The sequence below is a fragment of the Planctobacterium marinum genome (assembly GCF_036322805.1).
Lineage (GTDB): Bacteria > Pseudomonadota > Gammaproteobacteria > Enterobacterales > Alteromonadaceae > Planctobacterium > Planctobacterium marinum_A.
Window position 1 is genome coordinate 4,220,426 of record NZ_AP027272.1, and the last position, 23,054, is coordinate 4,243,479.

19 protein-coding genes and 1 pseudogene are annotated in these 23,054 nt (G+C 45.2%); 9 read left to right on the forward strand and 11 right to left on the reverse strand.

All coding sequences use genetic code 11. The annotated features are described in order from the left end of the window. Positions 1-189 precede the first annotated feature (189 nt). Positions 190-1,401 (forward strand): serine hydrolase domain-containing protein, encoded by a 1,212-nt coding sequence (locus AABA75_RS18540; RefSeq protein ID WP_338294219.1) that lies wholly within the window; start codon positions 190-192, stop codon positions 1,399-1,401. A 98-nt stretch (positions 1,402-1,499) separates the two neighbouring features. Here AABA75_RS18540 and AABA75_RS18545 read toward each other — a convergent pair whose 3' ends face one another. Further along, on the reverse strand, positions 1,500-2,069 hold the full coding sequence (locus AABA75_RS18545) for a single-stranded DNA-binding protein (RefSeq protein WP_338294220.1): 570 nt from the start codon (positions 2,067-2,069) through the stop codon (positions 1,500-1,502). Positions 2,070-2,077: 8 nt separating this feature from the next. Further along, a complete protein-coding gene (locus AABA75_RS18550) occupies positions 2,078-3,430 on the reverse strand; it encodes an MFS transporter (RefSeq protein ID WP_338294221.1) in 1,353 nt (450 codons plus the stop codon). A 170-nt stretch (positions 3,431-3,600) separates the two neighbouring features. Here AABA75_RS18550 and uvrA point away from each other — a divergent pair, with 170 nt between their 5' ends. The 3 genes from uvrA to AABA75_RS18565 are packed head-to-tail and all read left to right on the forward strand — an operon-like array spanning position 3,601 to position 7,538. After that, complete coding sequence (gene uvrA / locus AABA75_RS18555; RefSeq protein ID WP_338294222.1) at positions 3,601-6,435, forward strand: excinuclease ABC subunit UvrA; 2,835 nt, start codon at positions 3,601-3,603, stop codon at positions 6,433-6,435. Between the two features lie 12 nt (positions 6,436-6,447). Then, positions 6,448-6,843: an acyl-CoA thioesterase gene (locus AABA75_RS18560; RefSeq protein WP_338294223.1), complete on the forward strand. Its 396-nt coding sequence runs from the start codon at positions 6,448-6,450 to the stop codon at positions 6,841-6,843. Then, positions 6,843-7,538, forward strand: coding sequence for a 2OG-Fe(II) oxygenase (locus AABA75_RS18565; RefSeq protein ID WP_338294224.1), 696 nt, complete (start codon positions 6,843-6,845; stop codon positions 7,536-7,538). Before AABA75_RS18560 ends, AABA75_RS18565 begins: the two co-directional genes overlap by 1 nt. 34 nt (positions 7,539-7,572) lie before the next feature. Here the strand turns inward: AABA75_RS18565 and AABA75_RS18570 are convergent, their stop codons facing one another. Together AABA75_RS18570 and AABA75_RS18575 are read right to left on the reverse strand one after the other, a co-directional pair. After that, positions 7,573-8,043 (reverse strand): DUF3299 domain-containing protein, encoded by a 471-nt coding sequence (locus AABA75_RS18570; RefSeq protein WP_338294225.1) that lies wholly within the window; start codon positions 8,041-8,043, stop codon positions 7,573-7,575. Positions 8,044-8,046: 3 nt separating this feature from the next. Then, entirely contained in the window at positions 8,047-9,243 is a 1,197-nt protein-coding gene (locus AABA75_RS18575; protein WP_338294226.1) for an MFS transporter, read from the reverse strand. A gap of 314 nt (positions 9,244-9,557) precedes the next feature. Here AABA75_RS18575 and AABA75_RS18580 point away from each other — a divergent pair, with 314 nt between their 5' ends. After that, a complete protein-coding gene (locus AABA75_RS18580; protein WP_338294227.1) occupies positions 9,558-11,213 on the forward strand; it encodes an endonuclease in 1,656 nt (551 codons plus the stop codon). An 80-nt stretch (positions 11,214-11,293) separates the two neighbouring features. Here the strand turns inward: AABA75_RS18580 and AABA75_RS18585 are convergent, their stop codons facing one another. Continuing rightward, the gene (locus tag AABA75_RS18585) at positions 11,294-11,479 is read right to left on the reverse strand and encodes a hypothetical protein (RefSeq protein ID WP_338294228.1); all 186 of its coding nucleotides are present in this window, start codon (positions 11,477-11,479) and stop codon (positions 11,294-11,296) included. A gap of 50 nt (positions 11,480-11,529) precedes the next feature. On the opposite strand from AABA75_RS18585, the pseudogene AABA75_RS18590 reads away from it, so the two are divergent. From AABA75_RS18590 to AABA75_RS18600, 3 genes and pseudogenes are all read left to right on the forward strand, one after another. Continuing rightward, positions 11,530-12,054 (forward strand): annotated as a pseudogene (locus AABA75_RS18590) (TetR/AcrR family transcriptional regulator); the annotation flags it as partial. A gap of 93 nt (positions 12,055-12,147) precedes the next feature. Then, a complete protein-coding gene (locus AABA75_RS18595) occupies positions 12,148-13,131 on the forward strand; it encodes a catalase family peroxidase (RefSeq protein ID WP_338294229.1) in 984 nt (327 codons plus the stop codon). A gap of 146 nt (positions 13,132-13,277) precedes the next feature. Continuing rightward, a complete protein-coding gene (locus tag AABA75_RS18600; RefSeq protein ID WP_338294230.1) occupies positions 13,278-14,129 on the forward strand; it encodes a hypothetical protein in 852 nt (283 codons plus the stop codon). Between the two features lie 32 nt (positions 14,130-14,161). Here the strand turns inward: AABA75_RS18600 and AABA75_RS18605 are convergent, their stop codons facing one another. Next, positions 14,162-14,905 (reverse strand): methyltransferase domain-containing protein, encoded by a 744-nt coding sequence (locus AABA75_RS18605; protein WP_338294231.1) that lies wholly within the window; start codon positions 14,903-14,905, stop codon positions 14,162-14,164. A 125-nt stretch (positions 14,906-15,030) separates the two neighbouring features. Between AABA75_RS18605 and AABA75_RS18610 the strand changes: the two genes are divergently transcribed. Then, complete coding sequence (locus tag AABA75_RS18610) at positions 15,031-15,912, forward strand: LysR family transcriptional regulator (RefSeq protein ID WP_338294232.1); 882 nt, start codon at positions 15,031-15,033, stop codon at positions 15,910-15,912. A gap of 16 nt (positions 15,913-15,928) precedes the next feature. On the opposite strand, the gene AABA75_RS18615 is transcribed toward AABA75_RS18610, so the two are convergent. The 5 genes from AABA75_RS18615 to AABA75_RS18635 form a co-directional block, all read right to left on the reverse strand. Further along, positions 15,929-16,258 carry a YdbL family protein gene (locus tag AABA75_RS18615; protein ID WP_338294233.1) on the reverse strand — a complete coding sequence of 110 codons (330 nt, stop codon included), beginning with the start codon at positions 16,256-16,258 and terminating at the stop codon, positions 15,929-15,931. A gap of 20 nt (positions 16,259-16,278) precedes the next feature. Further along, on the reverse strand, positions 16,279-16,467 hold the full coding sequence (locus tag AABA75_RS18620; protein WP_338294234.1) for a YnbE family lipoprotein: 189 nt from the start codon (positions 16,465-16,467) through the stop codon (positions 16,279-16,281). A 58-nt stretch (positions 16,468-16,525) separates the two neighbouring features. Next, positions 16,526-19,036: an intermembrane phospholipid transport protein YdbH family protein gene (locus AABA75_RS18625; protein WP_338294235.1), complete on the reverse strand. Its 2,511-nt coding sequence runs from the start codon at positions 19,034-19,036 to the stop codon at positions 16,526-16,528. A 135-nt stretch (positions 19,037-19,171) separates the two neighbouring features. After that, complete coding sequence (gene ppa, locus AABA75_RS18630; RefSeq protein WP_338294236.1) at positions 19,172-19,720, reverse strand: inorganic diphosphatase; 549 nt, start codon at positions 19,718-19,720, stop codon at positions 19,172-19,174. A 174-nt stretch (positions 19,721-19,894) separates the two neighbouring features. Next, complete coding sequence (locus tag AABA75_RS18635) at positions 19,895-23,053, reverse strand: efflux RND transporter permease subunit (RefSeq protein ID WP_338294237.1); 3,159 nt, start codon at positions 23,051-23,053, stop codon at positions 19,895-19,897. Position 23,054 lies beyond the last annotated feature (1 nt).

The window sequence follows — 23,054 nt, forward strand, 5'->3', positions numbered from 1 at the left end:
TTTATCTCGTATCTTCAGTGTTTTATCTCACCTTGTGACATTGTCTTAAAGCCGTCAAATAGAAGCCTCCACGGGAAATTTAAGAACATTTAATATCATTTAACTTGGTTTGGCTAAACCCCAAAGCTACTTTGCGTGAACTGTTTTGGCGTGCTTGCGATCAATTTGTATTTTTGAGCACTTGAGTTTTTGATTTATGTAGGAAATAACATGTTCACGAATTTAATTAACAAGGTAGTAGTGATATCACTTTTACTTATTTTCTGTGTAGGACTTTCGGCTGAAGATAGCGAACAGGCACCGAGAGCCACTGTAGATGAGAAAGAGATGCAATTTTGGGATATGCCATTACTCGAAGAAGCATTTATAGACACAGCGCCAATTAAATTAAATGACGACTTGGAACCGGGGAAGTTAGGCATTGATGGCGGCGACAAAGCACCAATTTTGCAGTTGGCAAAAGAGCTATCAGAGAATAAGCATGGAAAATATGACAGCTTACTGATTAGCTACAAGGGAAAATTACTATTCGAATCTTATTACAATCGTGGACGAATTGATTTACCTCATTTCCAGTTTTCTGCCACAAAAGGCTACACCAGCCTGATGTTGGCGAGAGCTATGCAATTAGGCTATGTCAAAATGGCTGACTTACACAAGCCATTAGTGGATTTGTTCAAGGATTTAGATACCAGCACATTGGCCAACGGCACTGAGCAAATCACATTACACCACTTACTTTCAATGAGCTCTGGTCTCAGGTACAGCGATGAGCAATTAGAGACATTTAGGGGAGATAGAGAAAAGTATTCAGGCACGGCGGAAGTTCAAGCTTTTCTGGAAGCAACCCAGCCAGTAACCAAGGAATCCCAGATATTTAAATACCAGGCATCAGACCCTCTTTTAGTCATGCATTTTCTGAATTCTGTTTTACCGGGCTCGGCGAAAGAGTTTGTTGAACAAGAATTCTTCAATCAAATGAACATTACAGATTTCACATGGCGATTAGACCCGAAACAAATGCCAATAGCCGACAGCGGCGTTGACCTAACTTCTCGTGACATGCTAAAGATTGGCCAAATGCTAGCTAACAAAGGAAAGTGGCAAAACAAACAATTTCTTTCAGAAGACTATTTATCTCTGACTTTCAGCCCAATAACCAAGGCCACCGAGACTTGGCACCCGGAAAACTTTTTCTACGGCTATTTGTGGTATCAGACAAATATGACGTTAAACAACAAAAAATACGACATAAACCTCGCATGGGGAGCGGGTGGCAACCGCATAATAGTGGTTAACGAACTCGATTTAGTCATCGTCATCACCGGCCATGACATAGAAGACGTTATTTTTGACCAGGTTAAAAAATACATAATTCCAGCCTTTTCTAAAAAGCATTAGACAGTTACTGATGCTACCGAACATTTATGGAGTAAACTAAAAAAGCCGCTAGATAGCGGCTTTTAAATAGTTTCAATATTTTTATATTTAGTCTTTAGTTAGAACGGAATATCGTCGTCAAAGTCGAAATCTGGCTCTTGCATAGGCTGCGAAGGTTGTTTCGGCGCTTGATTGAAACCACCTTGATTACCGCCTCCCTGATGACCACCGCGATTCGGTTGACCGCCGCCTTGATTGGGCATTTGCTGATAGCTTGGCGCTTGCTGCGGCGCACCACCACCTTGCATACCTTGATTCGGCTGATAACCACCGCCTTCGTTACCTCCCCCCTGGCGACCACCTAACATTTGCATGTTGTCAGCAACGATTTCCGTGGTGTAACGGTCTTGGCCATTTTGGTCCTGCCACTTGCGGGTTTGCAGTTTACCTTCGATATAAACTTGCGAACCTTTAGTCAGGTATTGTCCTGCAATCTCAGCCAGTTTACGGAACATAACGATACGGTGCCATTCGGTGCGCTCTTGCAATTGGCCTTGCTGATCTTTCCAGCTTTCACTGGTGGCTACGCTGATGTTTGTAACGGCATTACCGTTTGGCATGTATTTCACCTCAGGGTTTTGCCCCAAGTTACCTACGATAATAACCTTGTTAATACCTCTGCTGGCCATGTTCTCTCCTAATTCTGTCCTGGATCAGCCAGTTTTCTGGCTTTCATAATATCAAATTGTTTGCCCTGTACCTTCAGGTACACGGCAGATTCATCTGGCACAATGACAAATTCACTGATGCCCGGTAATGCGTTGAGCTGGGTCTTAATCGTGGCTAAATCCCTGCCAGCCATATTCAAAGACAGGGTGTAGCGTGTCAGACGTTCGGTTTGGCTAAAACCGAAAAACAAACCTGACCAAAGAATACAGATGCCCGCTGCTAAATACCAGAGTAACTGCGCACCAAAGTGAGCAATTAACAATCCTGAGACAATGCCCCCCAAAAATGCGCCAAAAAACTGAAAACTGGCATAAATACCCATGGCAGAGCCCTTTTTTCCGGGCGGTGCGATATTGGCCACCATGGCGGGTAAATTGGCCTCCAGATAATTAAATCCGGTGAAAAACAGCACCACAAAGGCCATTAACAAATAAAACTGATGGGCAAAGCTGGCTAATCCCCAAAAGGCGGCAGCCATAAAAAATAGTGCAGCAATAAGCATGGAATTACTTTTAAATCGCCGCCCAATTCCCATCATCAGGGCCATGCCCACAATGGCCAACAGCAAAATTGGCAAATACAGAATCCAATGGCGCGACAACTCCCAGCCCAAACTCTGGAAATTCACTGGTAACTGCACAAACACCAAAGTGATCATCATGTGCAACAGCAATACGCTGAGATTCAGACGCCACAATTGACTGGAACGCAGCATTCCTGAAAGCTGCGTTTTGTCCGGCAACGTGTCACCACCGGGCGCGCTCGCCATGGCGTCTGGCACGGCAAATTTGACCAACGGAATACATACCAGCGCTAACACTGCGGTGACCATGAATACTCCCTGCAATCCCGCAGACGCTGCTATTAGCGGCCCCAAAATCAGAGATAAATAAAATGAAAAACCTATAGCAATGCCAATAATCGCCATCACCTTGCTGCGCTGATTCTCGCGACTGATATCCGCGGCAAGGGCCATAACCGCGCCAGCTATAGCTCCGGTACCTTGTAAAAAACGGCCGAGGGTCAATAACCACATTGAATCGGCATACGCTGCGATCAGACTTCCCACAGCGAAAAACAGCAAGCCTCCGATAATGACCGGCTTGCGGCCCAACTTATCGGAAAGTATGCCCATGGGAATTTGTAAAATAGCTTGCGACAAGCCATAGGCACCAATAGCCGCACCCACCCAAACTGGGGTGTAATCGGGATAATCCTGAGCAAGAACCACCAGTACTGGCATTACCATGAACAACCCGAGCATACGCATCAGATAAACAAAAGCCAGTGACAAGGCGCCTCGAATTTCAGTTTGATTCAAAACGGTCTATTTTCCTGTTGGAATTGGGACAAAAAAAGGCGGCGAATATTAGCATAAAAACCACTTCAGAGACAGTAGCTAATGGCCATAGTCGATAAATTAAACCATTTGCTAACTACTGTATATATATGCATATAATATCTCTTTTTTTGAACGGCTATTTTCACTGCATGGACAAAATTACTGTCAGGGGTGCCAGAACCCACAATCTGAAAAACGTCAATATAGAATTACCACGAGACAAGCTCATTGTGATCACCGGCTTGTCCGGCTCGGGCAAGTCCTCGTTGGCATTTGATACGCTCTATGCAGAAGGCCAGCGACGCTACGTTGAATCCCTTTCAGCCTATGCACGACAGTTCTTATCCATGATGGAAAAACCCGAAGTGGATCACATCGAAGGATTGTCTCCGGCCATTTCTATTGAGCAAAAGTCCACGTCTCACAACCCTCGTTCTACTGTGGGCACCATCACTGAGATATATGACTACCTGAGATTGTTGTTTGCCCGGGTGGGTGAGCCCCGCTGTCCCGATCACAATGCGCCATTACAGGCTCAAACCGTAAGCCAGATGGTGGACAAAGTGCTGGAGCTACCGGAAAACAGCAAAATGATGCTACTGGCACCGGTGGTACAAGATCGCAAAGGCGAACACATTAAAACCCTGGAAAACCTGGCAGCGCAGGGCTTTATTCGGGCGCGGATAGACGGTGAAATCTGCGATTTATCCGATCCACCAGAGCTGGATTTGCACAAAAAGCACAGTATCGATGTAGTGGTAGACCGTTTCAAAGTCAGAGAAGACTTGCAATTGCGGTTAGCCGAAAGTTTTGAAACCGCTTTGGAGTTATCAGCGGGTGTAGCTCGCGTAGCCTGGATGGATGAACCGGGCAAAGAGGAGCTGGTGTTTTCAGCAAATTTTGCCTGCCCTCACTGTGGTTATAGCATTACCGAATTAGAGCCTCGACTATTCTCCTTTAACAATCCAGCGGGTGCCTGCGGTACCTGTGACGGTTTGGGAACCAAGCAGTTCTTTGACCCTGTGCGTTTGATCACCAATGAAGAGATTAGCATCTCCGGGGGAGCCATTCGCGGCTGGGATAAGCGCAGTTACTACTATTTCCAGATGTTGCAGGCAGTCGCCGAACACTATGAATTTGATTTAAATACCCCCTTTAACGAGCTGGATAAAAAAGCGCAAGATGTCGTACTTTACGGCAGTAAAGGCACCTCTATTAACTTCAAATATATCAACGACCGCGGCGACATCATGACCCGCAAGCATCCGTTTGAGGGCATCATCCCCAACATGGAGCGCCGCTATAAAGAAACCGAATCCAATGCAGTACGGGAAGAGTTGGCTAAATACTTGAGCCAGCAGCCTTGTACCAGCTGTGGTGGCAGTCGTTTGCGTCAGGAAGCGCGCAATGTATTCGTATCAGATACCACGTTGCCTACTGTCTCCGAAATGTCGATAGTGGAAGCAAAAGACTTTTTCACCAATATGCAGCTGCAAGGACAGCGAGCGCAAATCGCCGAAAAGATCCTCAAAGAAATTAACGACAGGCTTACCTTCCTGGTGAATGTCGGATTAAATTACCTGAACCTGTCTCGCAGTGCCGATACTCTATCCGGTGGTGAAGCGCAGCGGATAAGATTGGCCAGTCAAATCGGTGCCGGCCTTGTGGGTGTTATGTATGTATTGGATGAACCCTCTATTGGTCTGCATCAAAGAGATAATGAACGCTTACTTAAAACCCTCACCCACTTGCGGGATTTGGGTAATACCGTGATCGTGGTGGAGCATGACGAGGATGCCATTCGCCTGGCCGATTACGTGGTGGATATTGGCCCAGGCGCAGGTGTGCACGGCGGCGAAATTGTAGCCGAAGGGCAACTGGAGGACATCCTCAATAACGATAACTCCCTGACGGGTAAATACCTGTCTGGCAAAGAGGAAATCACCGTCCCGCAAAACCGTATCGTTAACAAAGATGATGCCTGGGTAGAACTGGAAGGTGCCACAGGTAATAACCTTAACGATGTTACCCTACGAGTGCCGGTGGGCCTAATGACCTGCATTACTGGTGTTTCTGGCTCTGGTAAATCCACCCTGGTAAACGATACTTTTTATAAGATCGCACATATCGAATTAAACGGTGCCACTACTGATGAACCTTCGCCTTACAAAGCCATAACCGGCCTGGATCAGCTGGATAAAGTGGTGGATATCGACCAAAGCCCCATTGGCAGAACGCCTCGGTCAAACCCGGCGACTTATACAGGTATTTTCACCCCCATAAGAGAATTGTTCTCCGGTACGCAAGAATCCCGTTCACGGGGTTATAAACCCGGTCGCTTTAGCTTTAACGTTAAAGGCGGTCGCTGTGAAGCCTGTCAAGGTGACGGCGTTATTAAGGTAGAGATGCACTTCTTACCGGATGTGTACGTTCCTTGTGATGTCTGTAAAGGCAAACGCTACAACCGTGAAACACTGGAAATTCAGTACAAAGGCAAGAACATCCATGAAGTACTGGAAATGACAGTTGAAGACGCTCGCGAGTTTTTTGACGCCGTGCCCGCCATCAATCGCAAATTACAAACCTTGATGGATGTAGGTCTGTCTTATATTCGTTTGGGTCAGGCGGCTACCACGCTGTCTGGAGGTGAAGCACAACGGGTAAAATTGGCTAAAGAACTGTCCAAGCGAGATACCGGTAAAACCCTATACATTCTGGATGAACCTACAACCGGGTTGCACTTCCATGATATCAAGCAGCTACTGGCGGTATTGCATCGCCTCAGAGATCACGGCAACACCGTTGTAGTAATTGAGCATAACCTTGATGTTATCAAAACCGCTGACTGGATAGTGGATCTCGGACCTGAAGGCGGCTCTGGTGGTGGCAACATTATTGCGGAAGGCACTCCTGAGGAAGTCTGTAAAGTAGCGGGTTCTCACACTGGCCACTTTCTTGCGCCTTTCCTGAAAAACAAAAAATAAAAAGGAATCATCATGCTGGAAGAAACGTTTAAAGTCCGTTTTTGCGAAACCGATGCCTTACAACACGTTGGCAATACCGCATTAGTACAGTGGTTTGAAGCCTCCCGCGAGCCGGTATTTAAGATGTTTACCCCTGAGATGGATGTCAACAACTGGCCTCTCATCCTGGCCAGTTACAAGGTGGATTTTTTAAAACAGATCTTCCTGGGCGAAGTCACCATCAAAACCGGCATCAGCCGCCTTGGTGGCAGCTCCTTTGATGTATTTCAGGAAGTATGGCAAAACGGCGAACGCTGCGCTAAAGGATTAACCACTATGGTGCATTTTGATTATAAGGCACAAAAAGCCTGCGCGGTGCCAGACAACATTCGCAGCCAATTGCAATCCATCGCCGTGGAAGCAGACTGATGTCGGATTTTATTAAAGTTATCCCAAACGCTTTAGACACTGCGACTTGCGACAATTTGATGGCTAAATTTGCCGCACACCCCGGGACTTTTCAGGGGCGCACAGGCGGCGGTGTCGATACATCAAAGAAGATCAGCCGCGATATTTCCATCAGCAATAATGCTGAATTCAAAGAAGAGTTCACCAAAGTAGTACACACCACTACGCGCCAGGTTATTGATTATTTTGATGAGTATTTCTTCGCCTTTATTGGTCCTTTAGGAATAAAGCTAAAACATCCTGTGACAGGCGAGCCCACCAATATCACTGAAGAAAACTATAGCGAATTGGCTAAACCCAAGCTGGAGCAGTTTATTCCGCACTTTTTCCGTTTTGGTGATATCAATATGCAAAAGTATGAGGCAGGCAAAGGCGGCTATCCCTACTGGCACTCAGAGGTATACCCGCAATTACCGGACAATGAAGCCCTGCACCGTATTCTGTTATTTATGTATTACTTAAACGATGTCGAAGAAGGCGGAGAAACCGAGTTTTATTACCAAAATAAATCGGTAAAACCTCAAAAAGGTACAATGGTGATTGCCCCTGCCTACTTTACTCACACGCATCGCGGTAACGTGCCCATCAGTGGCGACAAGCAAATCATTACTTCCTGGGTGTTATTTCAGCGCGCTGAGCACCTATACCGAGGATAAAAGGTTTCGCCCAAATCATCCTCGAATCGCTCTCTTATTCGAAGGGAGCGATTTCCATACCTGTCATGTTGTAACCTACGGTTGCTAAGTCACCCGTCCAGCCCTCAGTTTGTAGAGTACCTGTTACCCATACCGCATCGTACAGGCTATCTACATTGGCGCCTTCTGGAAAATTCACATACACAATTTGGTTAGAGGGTGGTGGCGGCACATGAATACAAGCTCCAAAAAACGGCACCAACAAAAACTCAGTAATGGTTTCATCACCCTCAAGCGGCACCACAAATCCCGGGATCTTAACTTGCTTGCCATTTAAGTCTGTTCTTACCGGTGCATTAGGATTGGATTGTGCCATGGGATTTGTATGGTCAATTTCCGGCAAGGCATCGGATGGCACATAACCCTCAGGAATAAGATCTTCCCAATAAAGCTCAACGGTTTCGGCTTTCAACGCTGAGTTAATACCTAGCAAGAGAGTTAACAACAGAGGGATTACTTTTTTCATACACTACACTTTAGATGGTGAAAATGGGTTAAACACAACTTCGTTGCCCTGGCCCGGAGCACCAGGAATGTTGCGCGATAATACCAGAGAACAAAACGCAAAGCCTGCACCAATAAAAAATACCAGGCTTGGGGAAGTCAACCAGACAATACCCAATAGGGCTGGTATCACAACCGCTGCAATGTGGTTGATGGTGAAACTGACTCCCGCCGTTGAGGCGATATCTTTCGGATCGGCAATTTTCTGGAAGTAGGTTTTGATAGCTATCGCCAGCGCAAAGAATAAATGATCAATAATAAACAAGGCACCGGCCAATGTGGCGTTTTCCACCAGCCCGTAAGCGATAAACAGAATAAACAAGCCAATGTATTCAAAGGTTAACGCCGTTTTTTCGCCTACTTTGTGGATCCACTTACCAATCGCAGGCGCAAATAACAGGTTAAAAATATAGTTAACAGCAAACAGCAGGCTGATTTGTCCAACGCTGTAACCGAACTTTTCCACCATCATAAAGGCGGCAAACACTACGAAAATTTGTCTTCTGGCACCGCTGAAAAAAGTCAAAGCATAATACAGCCAGTATCGCTTGCGCATAATAAGATTTTTGTGTTGCCCGGTAGCTTCTTGAAAAGTCGGAAATGTAATCCACAGAATAACCACAATCAGCAACCCTGCTCCGCCGGCAAGCATGTACATGGCGTTATAGCTATACCCTAACCACTCAATCAACACCCAGATAGCACCGTAAGCAAATAATGAGGCAAAACTTTTCACTGCCAACTGCTGCCCCATAAAGTGAGCGGTTTTATCTTTGTGTAACCACTGCAGGGTGAGGGATTGATTGATGGTTTCAAAGTAGTGGAATCCAACAGACATTATAACGGTGGTGCAATAAAGCCCGATTTCAAATGGGAACCAGCCTGTCATGGCAACGCCAATCGACATCACCGCCAGCGACAACAAGGCAAAGGTTTGCTCCTTGAGCACCAATAAAACAAATACCGCAGTGAATGCCAGAAAACCGGGGACCTCGCGTAAACTTTGTAACATACCTATTTCTGCGCCGGTAAAACTGGCTTTTTCAATGACAAAGTTATTGAGTAATGCGTTCCATACGGAAAAGGTTAACGGCATAACAAACGCCATCGCGAGTAATAAAAGCTCTGGTTTTTGGCGCAAAGCCTGAAACTTTGAAGTCATGCGATAACCTGCAGAGAATGAGTGCGGCGATTGTAATGCAAATTACTTGCTGAGCCTAATTCAGTTAACGAATAAGCTTACTTTTATTTCACGGAGGCTGAATTTTAATTGGTAAAAAAGCCTCACAGGTCCGATTTTTAAAAAGACATCCTGAATTGTGCTCGAAAACTGAACCATTTGGTCATTTTTTGTAAAAAAACTGTATTGTAATTGTCACAATTTGTAACCAGACTGCACATTCTTTGAGCAGTGACGCCTGTTCAAAAAACTTATTAAAAAAATAACTATTCCTTGTGACAGAAGCGGAGACAACAATGAAAAAGGTACTCACGGCCCTTACCAGTCTGGCTCTATTGAGCCCGGTTGCACTTGCCCAGGTAGAAAATGGTGAATTTGAAAACTGGACAGGCAATACCCCTGATGGTTGGACCACTATCGATACAGGTATCAGTGTTAGCCAATCTACAGCGTACAGCTTTAATGGTACAAGTTCAGCAGCCATCAACGTTACAACCGGCACGCAAAGTTCCACAGACTTTCGTCAAACTGTGAGCGTAACTGCAGGCCAAAGCTATGATTTCAGTGCGCGAATCTACCACACTGAGGGTAACGTACGGGCCAGATTATATGTGAATGGTTACTACGGATATTCCAACGAAAACCTGACAAATCAGTGGCAGCAAATTAGCCAGTCTTACACGGCAAGCTCCACTGGCACTATCGAAGTAGGTCTGCGCTTTTATGATGTTTCCGGATTCGACGGTGCAGAAATTGTTTACGTTGATAGCTTTGAGCCTACTGACGCAGGTACAGGCGGTGGCACTGGTGGCGGTACTGGCAGTTGTACAGATACCAGCGCGCAATTCAACTTACTCACCGACAATTACGCCAGCGAAACCAGTTGGCAACTGACAGATTCCAGCAATGCAACTATCGCGTCTGGCGATAACTTCTCTAACAACACCAGCTACACCGAAGAACTGTGTTTAGCAGACGGTGACTATACCTTCCAAATTAACGACAGCTACGGTGACGGTATTTGCTGTGGTTATGGAAGCGGTGCCTACAGCTTTGATGTCGATGGCACTGAGATTTTCGCAGGCGGAGAATTCAATTCAACGGCTACTCATAGCTTTACTGTTGGCAGTAACAACGGCGGTGGTACTGGCGGCGGTACCGGCGGTGGCAGTAACAGCGATCTTGGCGTTTACTATCAAACGGCCGAAGGCCTTAGTGGTTACGCTCTAAAAACTGCACTGCACGATATTATTAAAGGTCATAGCAACCAGGGTTACGGTGCACTGTGGACCTTCTACGAGCAAACAGAAATTGATAACTACTACGAGAATGATGGTTCAATCCTGGATATTTATTCGGAAGCACCAAATGGTTCTGATCCTTTCAACTTCACCAAAGTGACCGACCAATGTGGTACCTACAGCGGTGAGGCTGATTGTTACAACCGTGAGCATTCGTTCCCGAAAAGCTGGTTTGGCGGCAAGATTGAGCCGATGAATTCCGATGCACACCACATTTTCGCTACCGACGGATATGTCAACGCGCAACGTGGCAGTTTCCCTTACGGTGAAGTAGGCAGCGCTACATATACCTCAAGCAATGGTTCAAAGCTCGGCTCTGCTGCTTCTGGTTTAGGTTACTCTGGTACTGTGTTTGAGCCCATTGATGAATTCAAGGGAGACCTGGCCCGTGCTTATTTCTACATGGCCACTCGCTATGAAGATGTGATTTCAGGCTGGCAGAGTAACAGCACTTATGGGGATGCGGTATTGAATGGCTCTTCTGATCAAGTATTCGAGAGCTGGTTCTTAGCACTAATGAAGCAGTGGCACAATCTTGATCCGGTGAGTCAAAAAGAAATTGATCGCAACAATGCTGCCGAACTACACCAGGCCAACCGCAACCCGTTTGTGGATCACCCTGAGTTTGTTTCCAGCATCTGGGGCAACTAAAACTATAATAATAAGACCGACGACAGAAGGCACAAGGGCTCCATAGGGAGCCCTTTTTATTCCGAAGCCTGGACTAAGCTCTAAGCCATACCTAGCTGTTGATATACATCAATCAGTTCTTCGTGGATTTTGGCGTTGCTGTATTCAAGACCATCACCTCTGCGCGGATCAGCAATCAACTCCACCCACTTTTCACCGAAGCGTTTTATTTCTTCCTCACTACAGGCATCGGCATTAAACATATATAGAGGCTGTGCATAATTCATTTTTGCCAAATTGGCGGTTAACTGAAAAGGTTTAAGTAGCTCAGGAGTTACTCAAAAAAGAAGGTGATTACGGACTGACAATGCGACAGGTAGCAGCCAATGCCGATATGACCTTAAGTAATGTTCAGTACTATTTCAAAAATAAAAATGAGCTTCTTAAAGCCATGGCTGACAGGTACTTTAACGCTTGTTTAAATGAAATGAGAGGTATGGCACCGATTGGCACCAAACAGAATATAGAGCTGGATCTGCAATCTATGTTGACGACTTTTTTGGGTCATGGAATAGAACTATCAGAAATGTGTCGGATTTTCAGGGAATATTGGGCAATATCTACGCGTAATCAGAGTATTGATGATCACATACAAGAATATTACAGAGAAATGGTATTGATCCTGTCAAATCTTCTTAAACCCGCAGCTAAGTCAGACAAGAGTTTATCCATAGCGGTATCATTGCTTATCCCCTACGTAGAAGGATATTCCATAACCGCTAAAACGATGCCTGAAGACATCAACAGCGTTACACAAATATTGACTCAAATTTTCCTGCATGAACTGCAGAATCAGGCTTAACTTCAAATAACTCTGAAATATTACTTCGCCTTTTTCCCTCTATACACGTACTACTAATAAGTCCCCATTTAGCACATCACATGGAGAAGATGGATGAAAAAAACGGCAATAGCTTTAAGTACAATTTTAAGTCTTGGCTTAGTGACCCAGTTGGAGGCTGCAAAACCCGAATCGGTGCAAGCCCACGAATTGGTTGAACTTTTTGAAAAATTGAGTGGCAAACATCCCGGCCTTCGCAAAGCACATGCCTCAGGCGTATGTGCTACCGGCAGCTTCATGCCAAACTCTGAAGCGGGTCCTTTTGCTGATGCGCCTTTACTCAGCAGTGGTGAGCTACCCGTATCTGTGCGCTTTTCCATGGGTGGCGGTAACCCCAATGCCGATGAGCGCACACCGGGCACACGAGGAATGGCAGTACAGATAACCCTTGAAGATGGCTCAAGGCATATTTTCACCGGCAATAACTTTCCGGTTTTTGCCGGTAAAGACCCCGAAACCTTTTTTGGTTTTTTAAGCACGCTGCTCCCCGATGAAAATGGTCAACGCAATCCGCAAAAAACCATGGAATACATCAAGGCTCACCCCAGTGTTCAGGCCAATGCAGCGTGGAATCAGCAAGCGAAAACCGCTTACTCTTATGCCAATACTGAGTTTTTTGGTTTACACACCTTCTTTTACAACAGCGGGGATGAATCAGTGATGTTTCGCTGGCACATCTCACCGGATTTGGGGGTAAAAACCATGGAAACAGAACAGGCTAAATCGCTGGAAACCCCCTTTCTGGCACAACGTTTAACAGAGCAATTAGCTGACGGTACCGTGAGTTTTTCCCTTAACGTGAGTTTGGGAGAAGAGGGAGATGCCATAAACGATCCTTCCTCCCAGTGGCCCGGGGGCAGACAAGTGGTTAATTTAGGAAAAATTACGCTTAAAAGCGCTGGCGGAGATGACTGTACTGGAATTAATTTTGATCCCAATGTACTTTCTCAAGGTTTCAAGCCTAGCAATGATCCCGTGCTTAAAATGCGCTCTACGGCCTACGCAATTTCTTTTGGAAAGCGTTTGAGCGGACAGTAACAAATTGAGGCTCTCCATATCAGGTGCCAGGGAACAGTTAATGCCAAGCTGAAATGACGTACTATAATAAATAGTATTCTTTTTTGCTTAGTCATTTAACCAAGGTCCAGATAGTGAGAGCTTCACTGACATTTGTGCTTTTCACGATGATTGTTAGTAGCGCCCCCTCGCTAGGAAATATTCTAAAATATATCCCATCGAATGACGCTAACGATATCCAAAAAATCTATTTTGTGGATGTTCTCAACGCTACTTGCACGCGAGCCAACCAGCTAGGTAAGTCTTGTCAGCTTGAAGTCGTTGAGACATCAATGTATCAACAAAGGCAACTCAAAAGTCTCGATGAAGGACTCTTGGATGTCAGTTGGACGGTCACATCACGCGAGAGAGAAGCAAACTTTCTCCCTGTTAAAATTCCACTTACCAAAGGCTTAATTGGCTACAGGATTGCTGTATTCAATACTATGTTCGCAGCTAGTTTTGATAAAGGAGCACCACTTAGTAACATTAAAAAGCTCAACCATATTCAAGGTCATGATTGGCCCGATACCAAAATTTTAACTGCGAATGGTTTTAATGTTTCGCCCACTAGTTGGTACTCAACCCTATATCGGTCGTTGGACGCAGGGCATTATGATGTTATTTTGAGGGGGTTATTTGAAGTTCTCTCTGAATATGAACTGTATAAAACGCCAAATATTAAAATAGATGCCAATCACGCTTTTTATTATCCGTCTGCCATCTACTTTTTCGTCTCCAAAAAACGCCCGGAATTAGCCGATTTATTGATGACAGGCCTGGAGTCACTTATCGAAACCGGCGATTTTGATAAAATGTTCTTGGAATTCGCCCCCCATGCAACAGCATTTGAAACACTAAATCTGGATGCGCGTAAAGTCCATTATCTGGAAAACCCCCTGTTGCCAAACTCGTTCAGTTTATCCGATAACCGATTGTGGCATATTGCCCCAAAAAACACTGATGATTCATTACACTAAAAATGTCACAAGTTACTGCTCTTAGGCACAAATTAAGGCTTAACAAAACGCAAGCCGAAGCGGTCTTGCTGGCCTTTAAAATCTCCCCATGGCTTAGTGTGATCATCCGCAAGGTTACGCAAACTCTGTAGCTCAGCGTCCAATTCAAAGCCCTCTACCATTACCACTTGTTTAACATAGTTTTCATCAATTCGGTGTAAATCACCTATATTGGCGAGGCCCGAGCCAATGGCCGCAGCGTTGTCCAATATGATAAGTTTGCCACCCGGCTTTAATGCTTTTAACAACGTAGGGAACAAATCATCATTCATTTCTTCGTTCAAATAGATATCGTGAAGAATATAAAAAATAACGATGCCATCAAGTTGGCCATCCGCAACTTTTAACTCTTCTAACATCTTACCATGCTGGCTCAGGTGGTGCTGTTTTAAAGAAACCACATTGGCTAAACGCTCTTCAGCTAAGCGCTGCTGGTTATATAAAAAGTGGGCGTAGACTTTGCCCGTGGTGCCCACAACCCAAGACAAGAGTTCTGTGGTGTAGCCCCCACCCGCGCCTAATTCAACCACCTTGTCGCCCTCGTTAATTTGCGTAAACAACAAGGTCTCTAAAGGCTTTCTGGCCTCATCGTACTGTAAATCAGAAGCGAGCCGCTCAGGATGCTCAATAGCAGATTGATAAAGTTCTGATTTACTTGCGTGTGCTTGAAGCAAAAAAAGAGGAGATAGCATTATTGCCAAGAGCAGTTTTAGTACATGAGGTTTTGCATTTCCCATCGTGGTTCCTTGTGTTCTTATTATTTAGAATAAATTAACTTACCGATGCAATGTACCCGCTTTTACTCATGAGTTTAAATGATAAGATATCATGTGCAGATGAATTTTTTTCATAAGGATATTGTGTGCCCTTTCCCTCACTCAAATCAATTCAGGCATTTGAAGCCACAGCTCGACACCTCAGCTTCAGTCTTGCCGCCAAAGAGCTTTATGTCAGCCAAAGTGCGGTTAGCCACCAGGTTAAATCGTTAGAAAAAGCACTAGGGAAACCACTATTTCAGCGCCAGAATAATCGTATAAGCCTGACGGTTTATGGGGATGCATTATATCTGGTGGCACGAGAGTCTTTCGCCCGACTAAAAACCATTACTGATAACCTATCGTACCAAAGTAAATTCAAAATTCGTGTTATGGCGCAATCAGCCATTGCCATCGACTGGCTGGCCAGAAGGTCAGTACATTTTCAGCAGCAACACGCCGATATCGAAGTTGAAATAGCCATGGCAGTAAGCGACACAGATTTCGATCCTTTTGACTACGATGTCATCGTTGCCACCTGGCCTCAGCCGGACAATTTCAAAAGTGAGGCAATTAGAAAAGAGCAATGGTACCCGGTCTGCACGCCTGAGCTACTCGCAACAATTGACTTATCGAGTCCAACAAATCTGTTGCACCATACGCTATTCAGCTCTGAGAATAAGCAAGACTGGAAAATGTGGATGAAACAATATCGAATTGAGACAATTGAAGAAGCAGAGTTACAGTTATTCAGTAATACCATATTAGCCACCAAAGCAGCATTAAGCGGCCTGGGTGTCGCGCTAAGTTGTGATTTTCTCTGCTATGACCTGGTCAAACAAAAGCAATTGGCAGCCATAAAACAGTGGCCCTACGACCTACCATGGGGGAACTTCACTATCCACTACAGAGAAAACAGTCACCTTAGTGAGCAAATTCAGATTTTTAAAAACTGGATTATCAAAACCAGTCAGGATGAGCGACTCTGATTCTTCATCTTGCCATTCAGGGCTTTTTCACCCACTCGCCTTCCATATTCTGAATAAAATGCCCGGACTGGGTTTTTTCTGCCGCTTTTTCAGCAGCCAGTTTAGCCACCACTTCCAGGCTGACACCATTTTTTTCAGCCAGCTTTTGATAAAGCGCTTTGCGTTTGCCATTCACATCTTCGATGAGCTTAAGCGCTTCGCTATTTTGAACCACCAAGCCAAGGTAGCCATCTAATTGCTCACCCACCAGACCTTGTGCTTTAGCTTTATCCAGAGAAATGGCAAAAGCTGCCGTATTAAATGCCAAAAGGCACAGCAATAGTAGAGGTTTAAGAAAGTGTTTCATATTCGGTTCCCAAAGCAAGATTAAAACAATTCGCTGTCTTCACTGAAGACATCGTCCAATTCTTTATCCAGTTTTACCCGGATTTCATGCTCAATTTTGACGTTGAGATTGATGGTTATCGGCTCTTTTGCCGCCACCTCGACCCTATGGGTACAACCTGTTAGCACAATCGCTAACAAGGCGATGCCCGTCGTTGCAATCCCCTTCATGTTAATTCCTCTTTGGGTTGTATCACTGTTGACTAAAGCTATTTGTCTTAAATCAGGCTTAAAATCGTTGTTCTATGGCTTTCGAAATATCTTTACCTGCTCGCAGCGCCTTTAGTCCTGTATATAAGTTGGTGCTGAAGGTGGGGTTAAAGTTGATGGGTTGCTGTTTTTCCACGTTCATCCCTTGCATCTTCACCGCCAATTCAAGCCAACCATTGGGCTGCAAACTCATAGTGGTATCTAATTTAGAATATTGTAAATTCTCCAAAAGACTCAATGTTGAAGCCAGATTTTTTTGACTACTTTTGAGACTCATAAATGCCGGATTGTCACTGATGCGAATCACACCCGGTTGCATAGCATTGAGATTAGCATGCGGCACACTAACAGAACCTTCGCTGAACAAAACCGGGATCTTGCCACTAAGCGCACCTGTGACATGCAGCCCTTGTTGATTGAATAGCTCTACCAGTTCAGCTACCGACAGACGCTCAACCAACAAATTAAGCTGTCCTTGCCCGGCCATAGGATAAAAGGGCTGCTGTACTTTAATCTGGCCACTCAACAGATTCGCCTTGAAGTTACTTATCAGTAGATTCAGTTGCAGCTGATCGTCGCTAGTGCTTTTTATACCATATTCAAAGTTGATATCACTGACATCTACACCCGCAAAAAAATTGCCAATCTGAATTGCGTTTGAGGTTGAAATAATCCTTCCATCGGACTGTATTTCTCCTTTGAATTCAGTGTTCAAATCTGACAGCGCGTAATTCTGCCAAGCCCCAGATGCGTCACTCAGAGCCACTTCAACTTGTATTGGCCCAATCTGACCTTGCTCAAATTTACCAGTAGCGCCAGCCGACATTGTGCCTTGGGCCACTTTTAATGTCTCAGGCAGACCGTGCACAAGAGAGTACAGGGATGCTAAGCCGGTAGATTCTAACTGAGTATCGAAATGTAGACTTGATGGCTCTCCAGACACTTTCAGCGATGCATTAACCTGCTCTCGCAGGGTAATAGTGTTGTTCATCTGCACCTTATCAACAGCAAGATTATAGTTGCCCGAGAGCGCAAGGGATTCTGGTTTAAACTGTAATTGGGATGAGAAAGCTAACTTGGGCTGTTCGATTCTGGCACGGTAATCTCCTGTTATTTGCCACTCATCAGTACTAAAACTGGCATTACTTTGTCCCGCTACCAGGGTATCAGCAAAATCTGCGTTACTACCAGCCGGCAGCAATCTGAACAATTCATCACTACTAAACTGCCATGCCAAATTGTTTAGATTAAGTGTTGCCGCTTGATACTGCAGTTCACCGGAAATCTCTCCAGAAACGGCGACGGTTTGCATTGAATCAGGCCTGTTTTGCTGCAATTGCAGTGCAACATCAGTGGTATGCCTCGCAGCTAAAATGCCCTCTATCAAATTCACAACAATGCCATCAAGCTTCAACTGCTGCTCAGCACTTTTCACTAACAACGGGCCTTCATTTCGAATTTCCAGATCATCAGACAATATAAGAGCAACAGGCAGTTGCAGGGATACCGTCTCACTCAATGGGTTTTGTAATTGCCACCCTGATAAGAGCGCTTGCTGTAAATACAGACTTGTAAGTTCGGAGATGCCAGTAATACTCAAAGGCGATTGTGAGATATTACTTACCCGCCATTGCTGCTTGCCTTCCATTACATTGAAGGCCGCTTCAAAATCCAAATCTCCTGTGACGCTGATGGCTTTGGTTGATATTTCTGACAGCAGTAATTGCGTTTTAAGATTGGTGATGGAATGACTAGAAACTAATTGTGCTGGATTTTTGCCATCGACATCCAGCTGACCTAACCACATTCCGGAAACAGCGTGCAATGGCTTGAGCCGCACTTTTTGTTCCGCACTGGCTAACCGATTAACCTCCGCATATAAGTCTGCCAGGCTGAGCTGCCAGGCTAATTTATATTTACTCTGCTTATTTTGGGTTAATTTCAGCCATTGCTGTTTATCTAATAAACTACTGATGGTTAATCTGTTTTCACTGGCACTGGATTTGTTGTTTAACGACCAGCTCAGCAAGGGATTTTCAACCAACTTAGCCGTTTGCTCTTCTGGCGATGACGAGACCTTCAGCGTGATTTGCGCGATAGATAACTCAGGCAGTTGCACGAAGGGAATATCGGCAAGTACTGCAAGAGTTTGTGCCACTGTTGGCTCGGGAGCTTGCTTTTTGTCAGTGGTATGCTTAAGGAATTTGTTAGCAGGTACACTGATATCCAGGCGCTGTATTTGTGCCTGAGACAATACCGCTAACTTTGAGGATGAGGACCATAACTGTCCCAAAGACAGGACCAGTTCGGCATCTCGCACAAGCAATGTAACGTCATGGAATTCCAAGCAAAGCTCGTTTATTGCTATGCGATTAAGCCCCTTAACAGACCAATCTAAACATTGCAGTTGGCCTTCTAATTCAGCCACACTGCTGGCCACCTTTTGCTGCACGTAATAGGGCAGATAAACAAGGCTCAATATCCCTAATATCAACAGTGCACTTGCAGCAGCCAGTAAACGCTTACTCATCTATCAATAATTTTCGATTTAGTGAATCAAACTGCATCATAGCGAGTAATTCATGACCATGGTATGAATTGCAAGAAATTGCCAAAAAAAACGCCGCTTAAAAGCGGCGTTTCTGATCCTGTCAAACAAGTTTGCTTAGAATGCAGGCTTGTCTTCAGTGTTGTTGTATCGCTCAACACTGTCTACGATTTCTTTTTTCGCAGCGGCAGCATCGGCCCAACCTTCGATTTTCACCCATTTGTTAGGCTCTAAATCTTTGTAGTGAGCAAAGAAGTGCTCAATTTGTTTGAGCAATGGCTCTGAAACCTGCGTATATTCTGTAATACCGCGATATAAAGTCGAAAGCTTATCTTTTGGTACTGCCAGTACTTTGGCATCTTCACCAGATTCATCCGTCATTTTCAGTACACCCACAGGACGACAAGTGATCACAGAGCCCGCCAACAATGGGAATGGAGTGATAACTAATACGTCTACCGGGTCACCGTCATCAGACAAGGTATGCGGCACATAGCCATAGTTAGTTGGGTAGTGCATTGGTGTAGCCATGAAGCGATCAACAAAAATTGCGCCAGACTCTTTGTCTACTTCATATTTTACCGGATCAGAATGGGCCGGGATTTCGATAATGACGTTTACTTCTTCTGGTGAGTTCTTACCAGTTGGTACAGAATTTAAGCTCATGGGGATTCCTGAGGTTACAAGTTTTAAGAATTACCGGGAATTATAAGGTCAAACCGGCCCGATTCAATGTTTGCCTTAGCGTTTGCGGGCATTAAATAGAAGAATTTTCCTGACAGATAAACAAATGGTGCCGAGAAGGCACCATTTTTATCCAGTTATTTTTACAATTTTCAATCAAGCATCGCTGGTTTTTGTGGAGATCATCCGCTGTTTTACAGTGACAAAGCCTGCTTTCAAATAACCGAACAGCTTGCCAAAGAACCATTTGATATCTTCTAATATCATATACAGACTCGGCACCAGAAGTAATGTCACCAGTGTGGCATAAAGCACCGCTGAGCCCAAAGCGACCGCCATCGGAATAACAAACTGAGCTTGCAAACTGGTTTCAAACATTATGGGTAAGACACCCACAAATGTAGTTATCGAGGTGAGAGTGATAGCTCTGAAACGGGCGCAACCCGCCTCGATCACGGCATCTCGAATACTAAAGCCCTCTTTGCGTTTTTGGTTCACATAATCCGTCATAACCAAACTGTCATTGATAACCACCCCTGCAGCGGCCACCAATCCATAGGTAGACATCATGCTCATGTCCATTCCCATGAAAAAATGCCCCCAGATAGCACCTGTGATACTAAAGGGAATAACTGACATAATGATGAGCGGTTGCGCATAACTCTTAAGTGGTACGGCTAACAAAACATATACCATCATCATCCCTGCGAGGAAAAACATCAGCTGTTCGTTTTGCTGTGCTTGCTCTTCTTCGATGGAGCCGCCCAACTCAGTTTTAACAGAAGGAAATTTGTCCTTCAATTGCGGTAACAGCTTGTCCTCAATGGTTTTCACCACTTCGTTTGGCTCTACCAACTGCGAATCTATCGCGCCCCAAACGTAAACACTCCTGAAACCACCTTCACGACGAATATAGCTAATGCCCGGTTCTTCAGTCAGTGAAGCGACATCTCCCAGCATAACTTCCCGACCTTGTGGCGTTGTAATAACGGTATATTTCAATTCCGCCATACGCTCACGGGTGAGTTTGGGATAGCGCACCATCACTTTGACCTCTTCACCACCATCACGGATAACTCGCTGGGCTTCGCCACCGTAGAAACTGTTACCCACCTGACGTGCAACATCGGCTAAACTGAGACCGAGATCATAGGCCACCGGTAGCAACTCCAGCTGGATCTCCTTACTGGCGGGATCGATTGTCGAGCTAACATCAAATAACCCTTCTTCCTGTTGCAGCATGGCAATAAACTCGCGTCCCGCGGCATTGAGGACTTCAATATCACCTCCAAACAGCAAATAACCGAAATCATCCCCATCGCCGTTATCGTTTACATCGTCTCGAATAGAGAACGACTTAACACCGGGAATTTCCGGAATCGCAGCCCGCCAGCGGCGCGATAACTCGAAGGCGTCAAATGGGCGTAATTCCTCGTCTACAAGCGGTACTACAATACGAGCTTCAGTACGTCCCTGGTTGAAGGACAACATATCTTTAACCATCTTTTGCCCAAATTCGGCTTCTGTTTGCCTGTCAACATCCAGAATCACTTGCTCAATAGTCCTCAGAGCGTTAATGGTTCGGGTATCCGAAACGGTTTCGTTCATCTCTATGCTGATTGAGGGAAAATCATGAGATACTTTGGGGAAAAAGACGAAGCGCACGTAATTTGCCTGAAACAGCGCTAAAGAAATCATAAGCAGCGCAACGAATGACATTAACACCGTCCAGCGCCACTCTGTACAAAGTGTCACAAAGCCACGATATTTTACGTTTACAAAATGCTTAAAGGCGGTGTTGAACCTGGCTCGCCAGGAGTTTTTGCGCACTTCGCTAAACTTGGTATGGGCAATATGCGCAGGCAGAATGAGTTTGGACTCAATAAGACTGAATACCAGACACAAAATACATACCATGGCGATATTGTAGAAGAATTGGCCCTGAGGACCCGAGGCCATGGTAAATGGCGCGAATACAGCAATGGTGGTTAACACACCAAAGGTTGCCGGGGTAGCTACGCGTTTTGCGCCACGGACGACATTCTCAACGCCCCCGCCTTTGGCCTCAATTTCGGTGTAGGAGGCCTCCCCTATGACGATGGCATCATCCACGACAATACCCAGTACCATAATGAACGCAAACAAGGACAAAATATTAATAGTGACACCAAAAACCGGCATCATCATAACAGCGCCCAGGAAACACACAGGCAAGCCAACCATTACCCAAAAGGCCAAACGAAAACGCAGGAACAGGGTGAGCATAATGGCTACCAATATGGCTCCTTGAAACAGGTTCTTCAACATCATGTCCAGGCGCGCGTTCAGGTAGAATGTCATATCTACCACCGGCTCTATTTTAAATCCCTCTGGAAGAGTCTTGTTGCGTTCTTCAATAAAGCGTTTAACTGACTCGGCAACCGGGATCATGTTTTGTTCTTTGGTGGCCTTCACCGCCATCCAAATTGCATTTTTCCCGGAATACTTGAAATAACGCTCTCCTTCGGTAAACCCATCTTTAATCACGGCAACGTCTTGTAATACGACGCGAGCGCCATTGTTACCAATCTTCACCGGGATATTTCGAAATTCGTATCCATTGTAAAACTGACTTTCTACCCGCACGGCTACCACACCGGCATCAGTGCGCATTTCACCCGCTGAAATATTAGCTGAATAACGATTAATGGCATTAGTAACATCATCAAGAGTCAGATTGTATTTGCGCAGCTGATCCGGTTGAATTTCAATGGCAATCTCATCATCAGGTGCTGATATTTCCACCAAAGAAACATTAGACAATTGCAGTAATTCGTCCTCAATTTGTTTGGCAACTGGTTTGAGTTGCGTCAGCGGTACATCGCCCACCAAGGCCAGCTCAATGACTTGCTGTTGGAACTCAACTTGATAGACGTTTACCGGCTCCATGCCCGCAGGAAAAGTGGCAATACCATCGACCCGCAATTTGACCTTGTCTAAGACATCCGTCAGGTCCGCTTCTTCCATAATTTCCAGCGAGACATTGCCACTACCGCGATTGGCTCTTGAAATGATCTTTTTGATTTCAGTGACATCTTTCAGGGCCTCTTCCACCTTAACCATGATGCCTTCCTCAATTTCCTGAGGAGAAGCGCCGGGGTAAACGGCATTAACGTGAATGTAGTTAATCTCAATATTAGGGAACATCTGTCGCTGGATGGTAAAGTAGCTCACGATACCCATCACGATAATGAAAAACATCATCAAGTTTGCAGCAACAGAGTTATTGGCAAACCACGCAATTATGCCCGTTTGCTTGTCATTTTCAGTACTCATT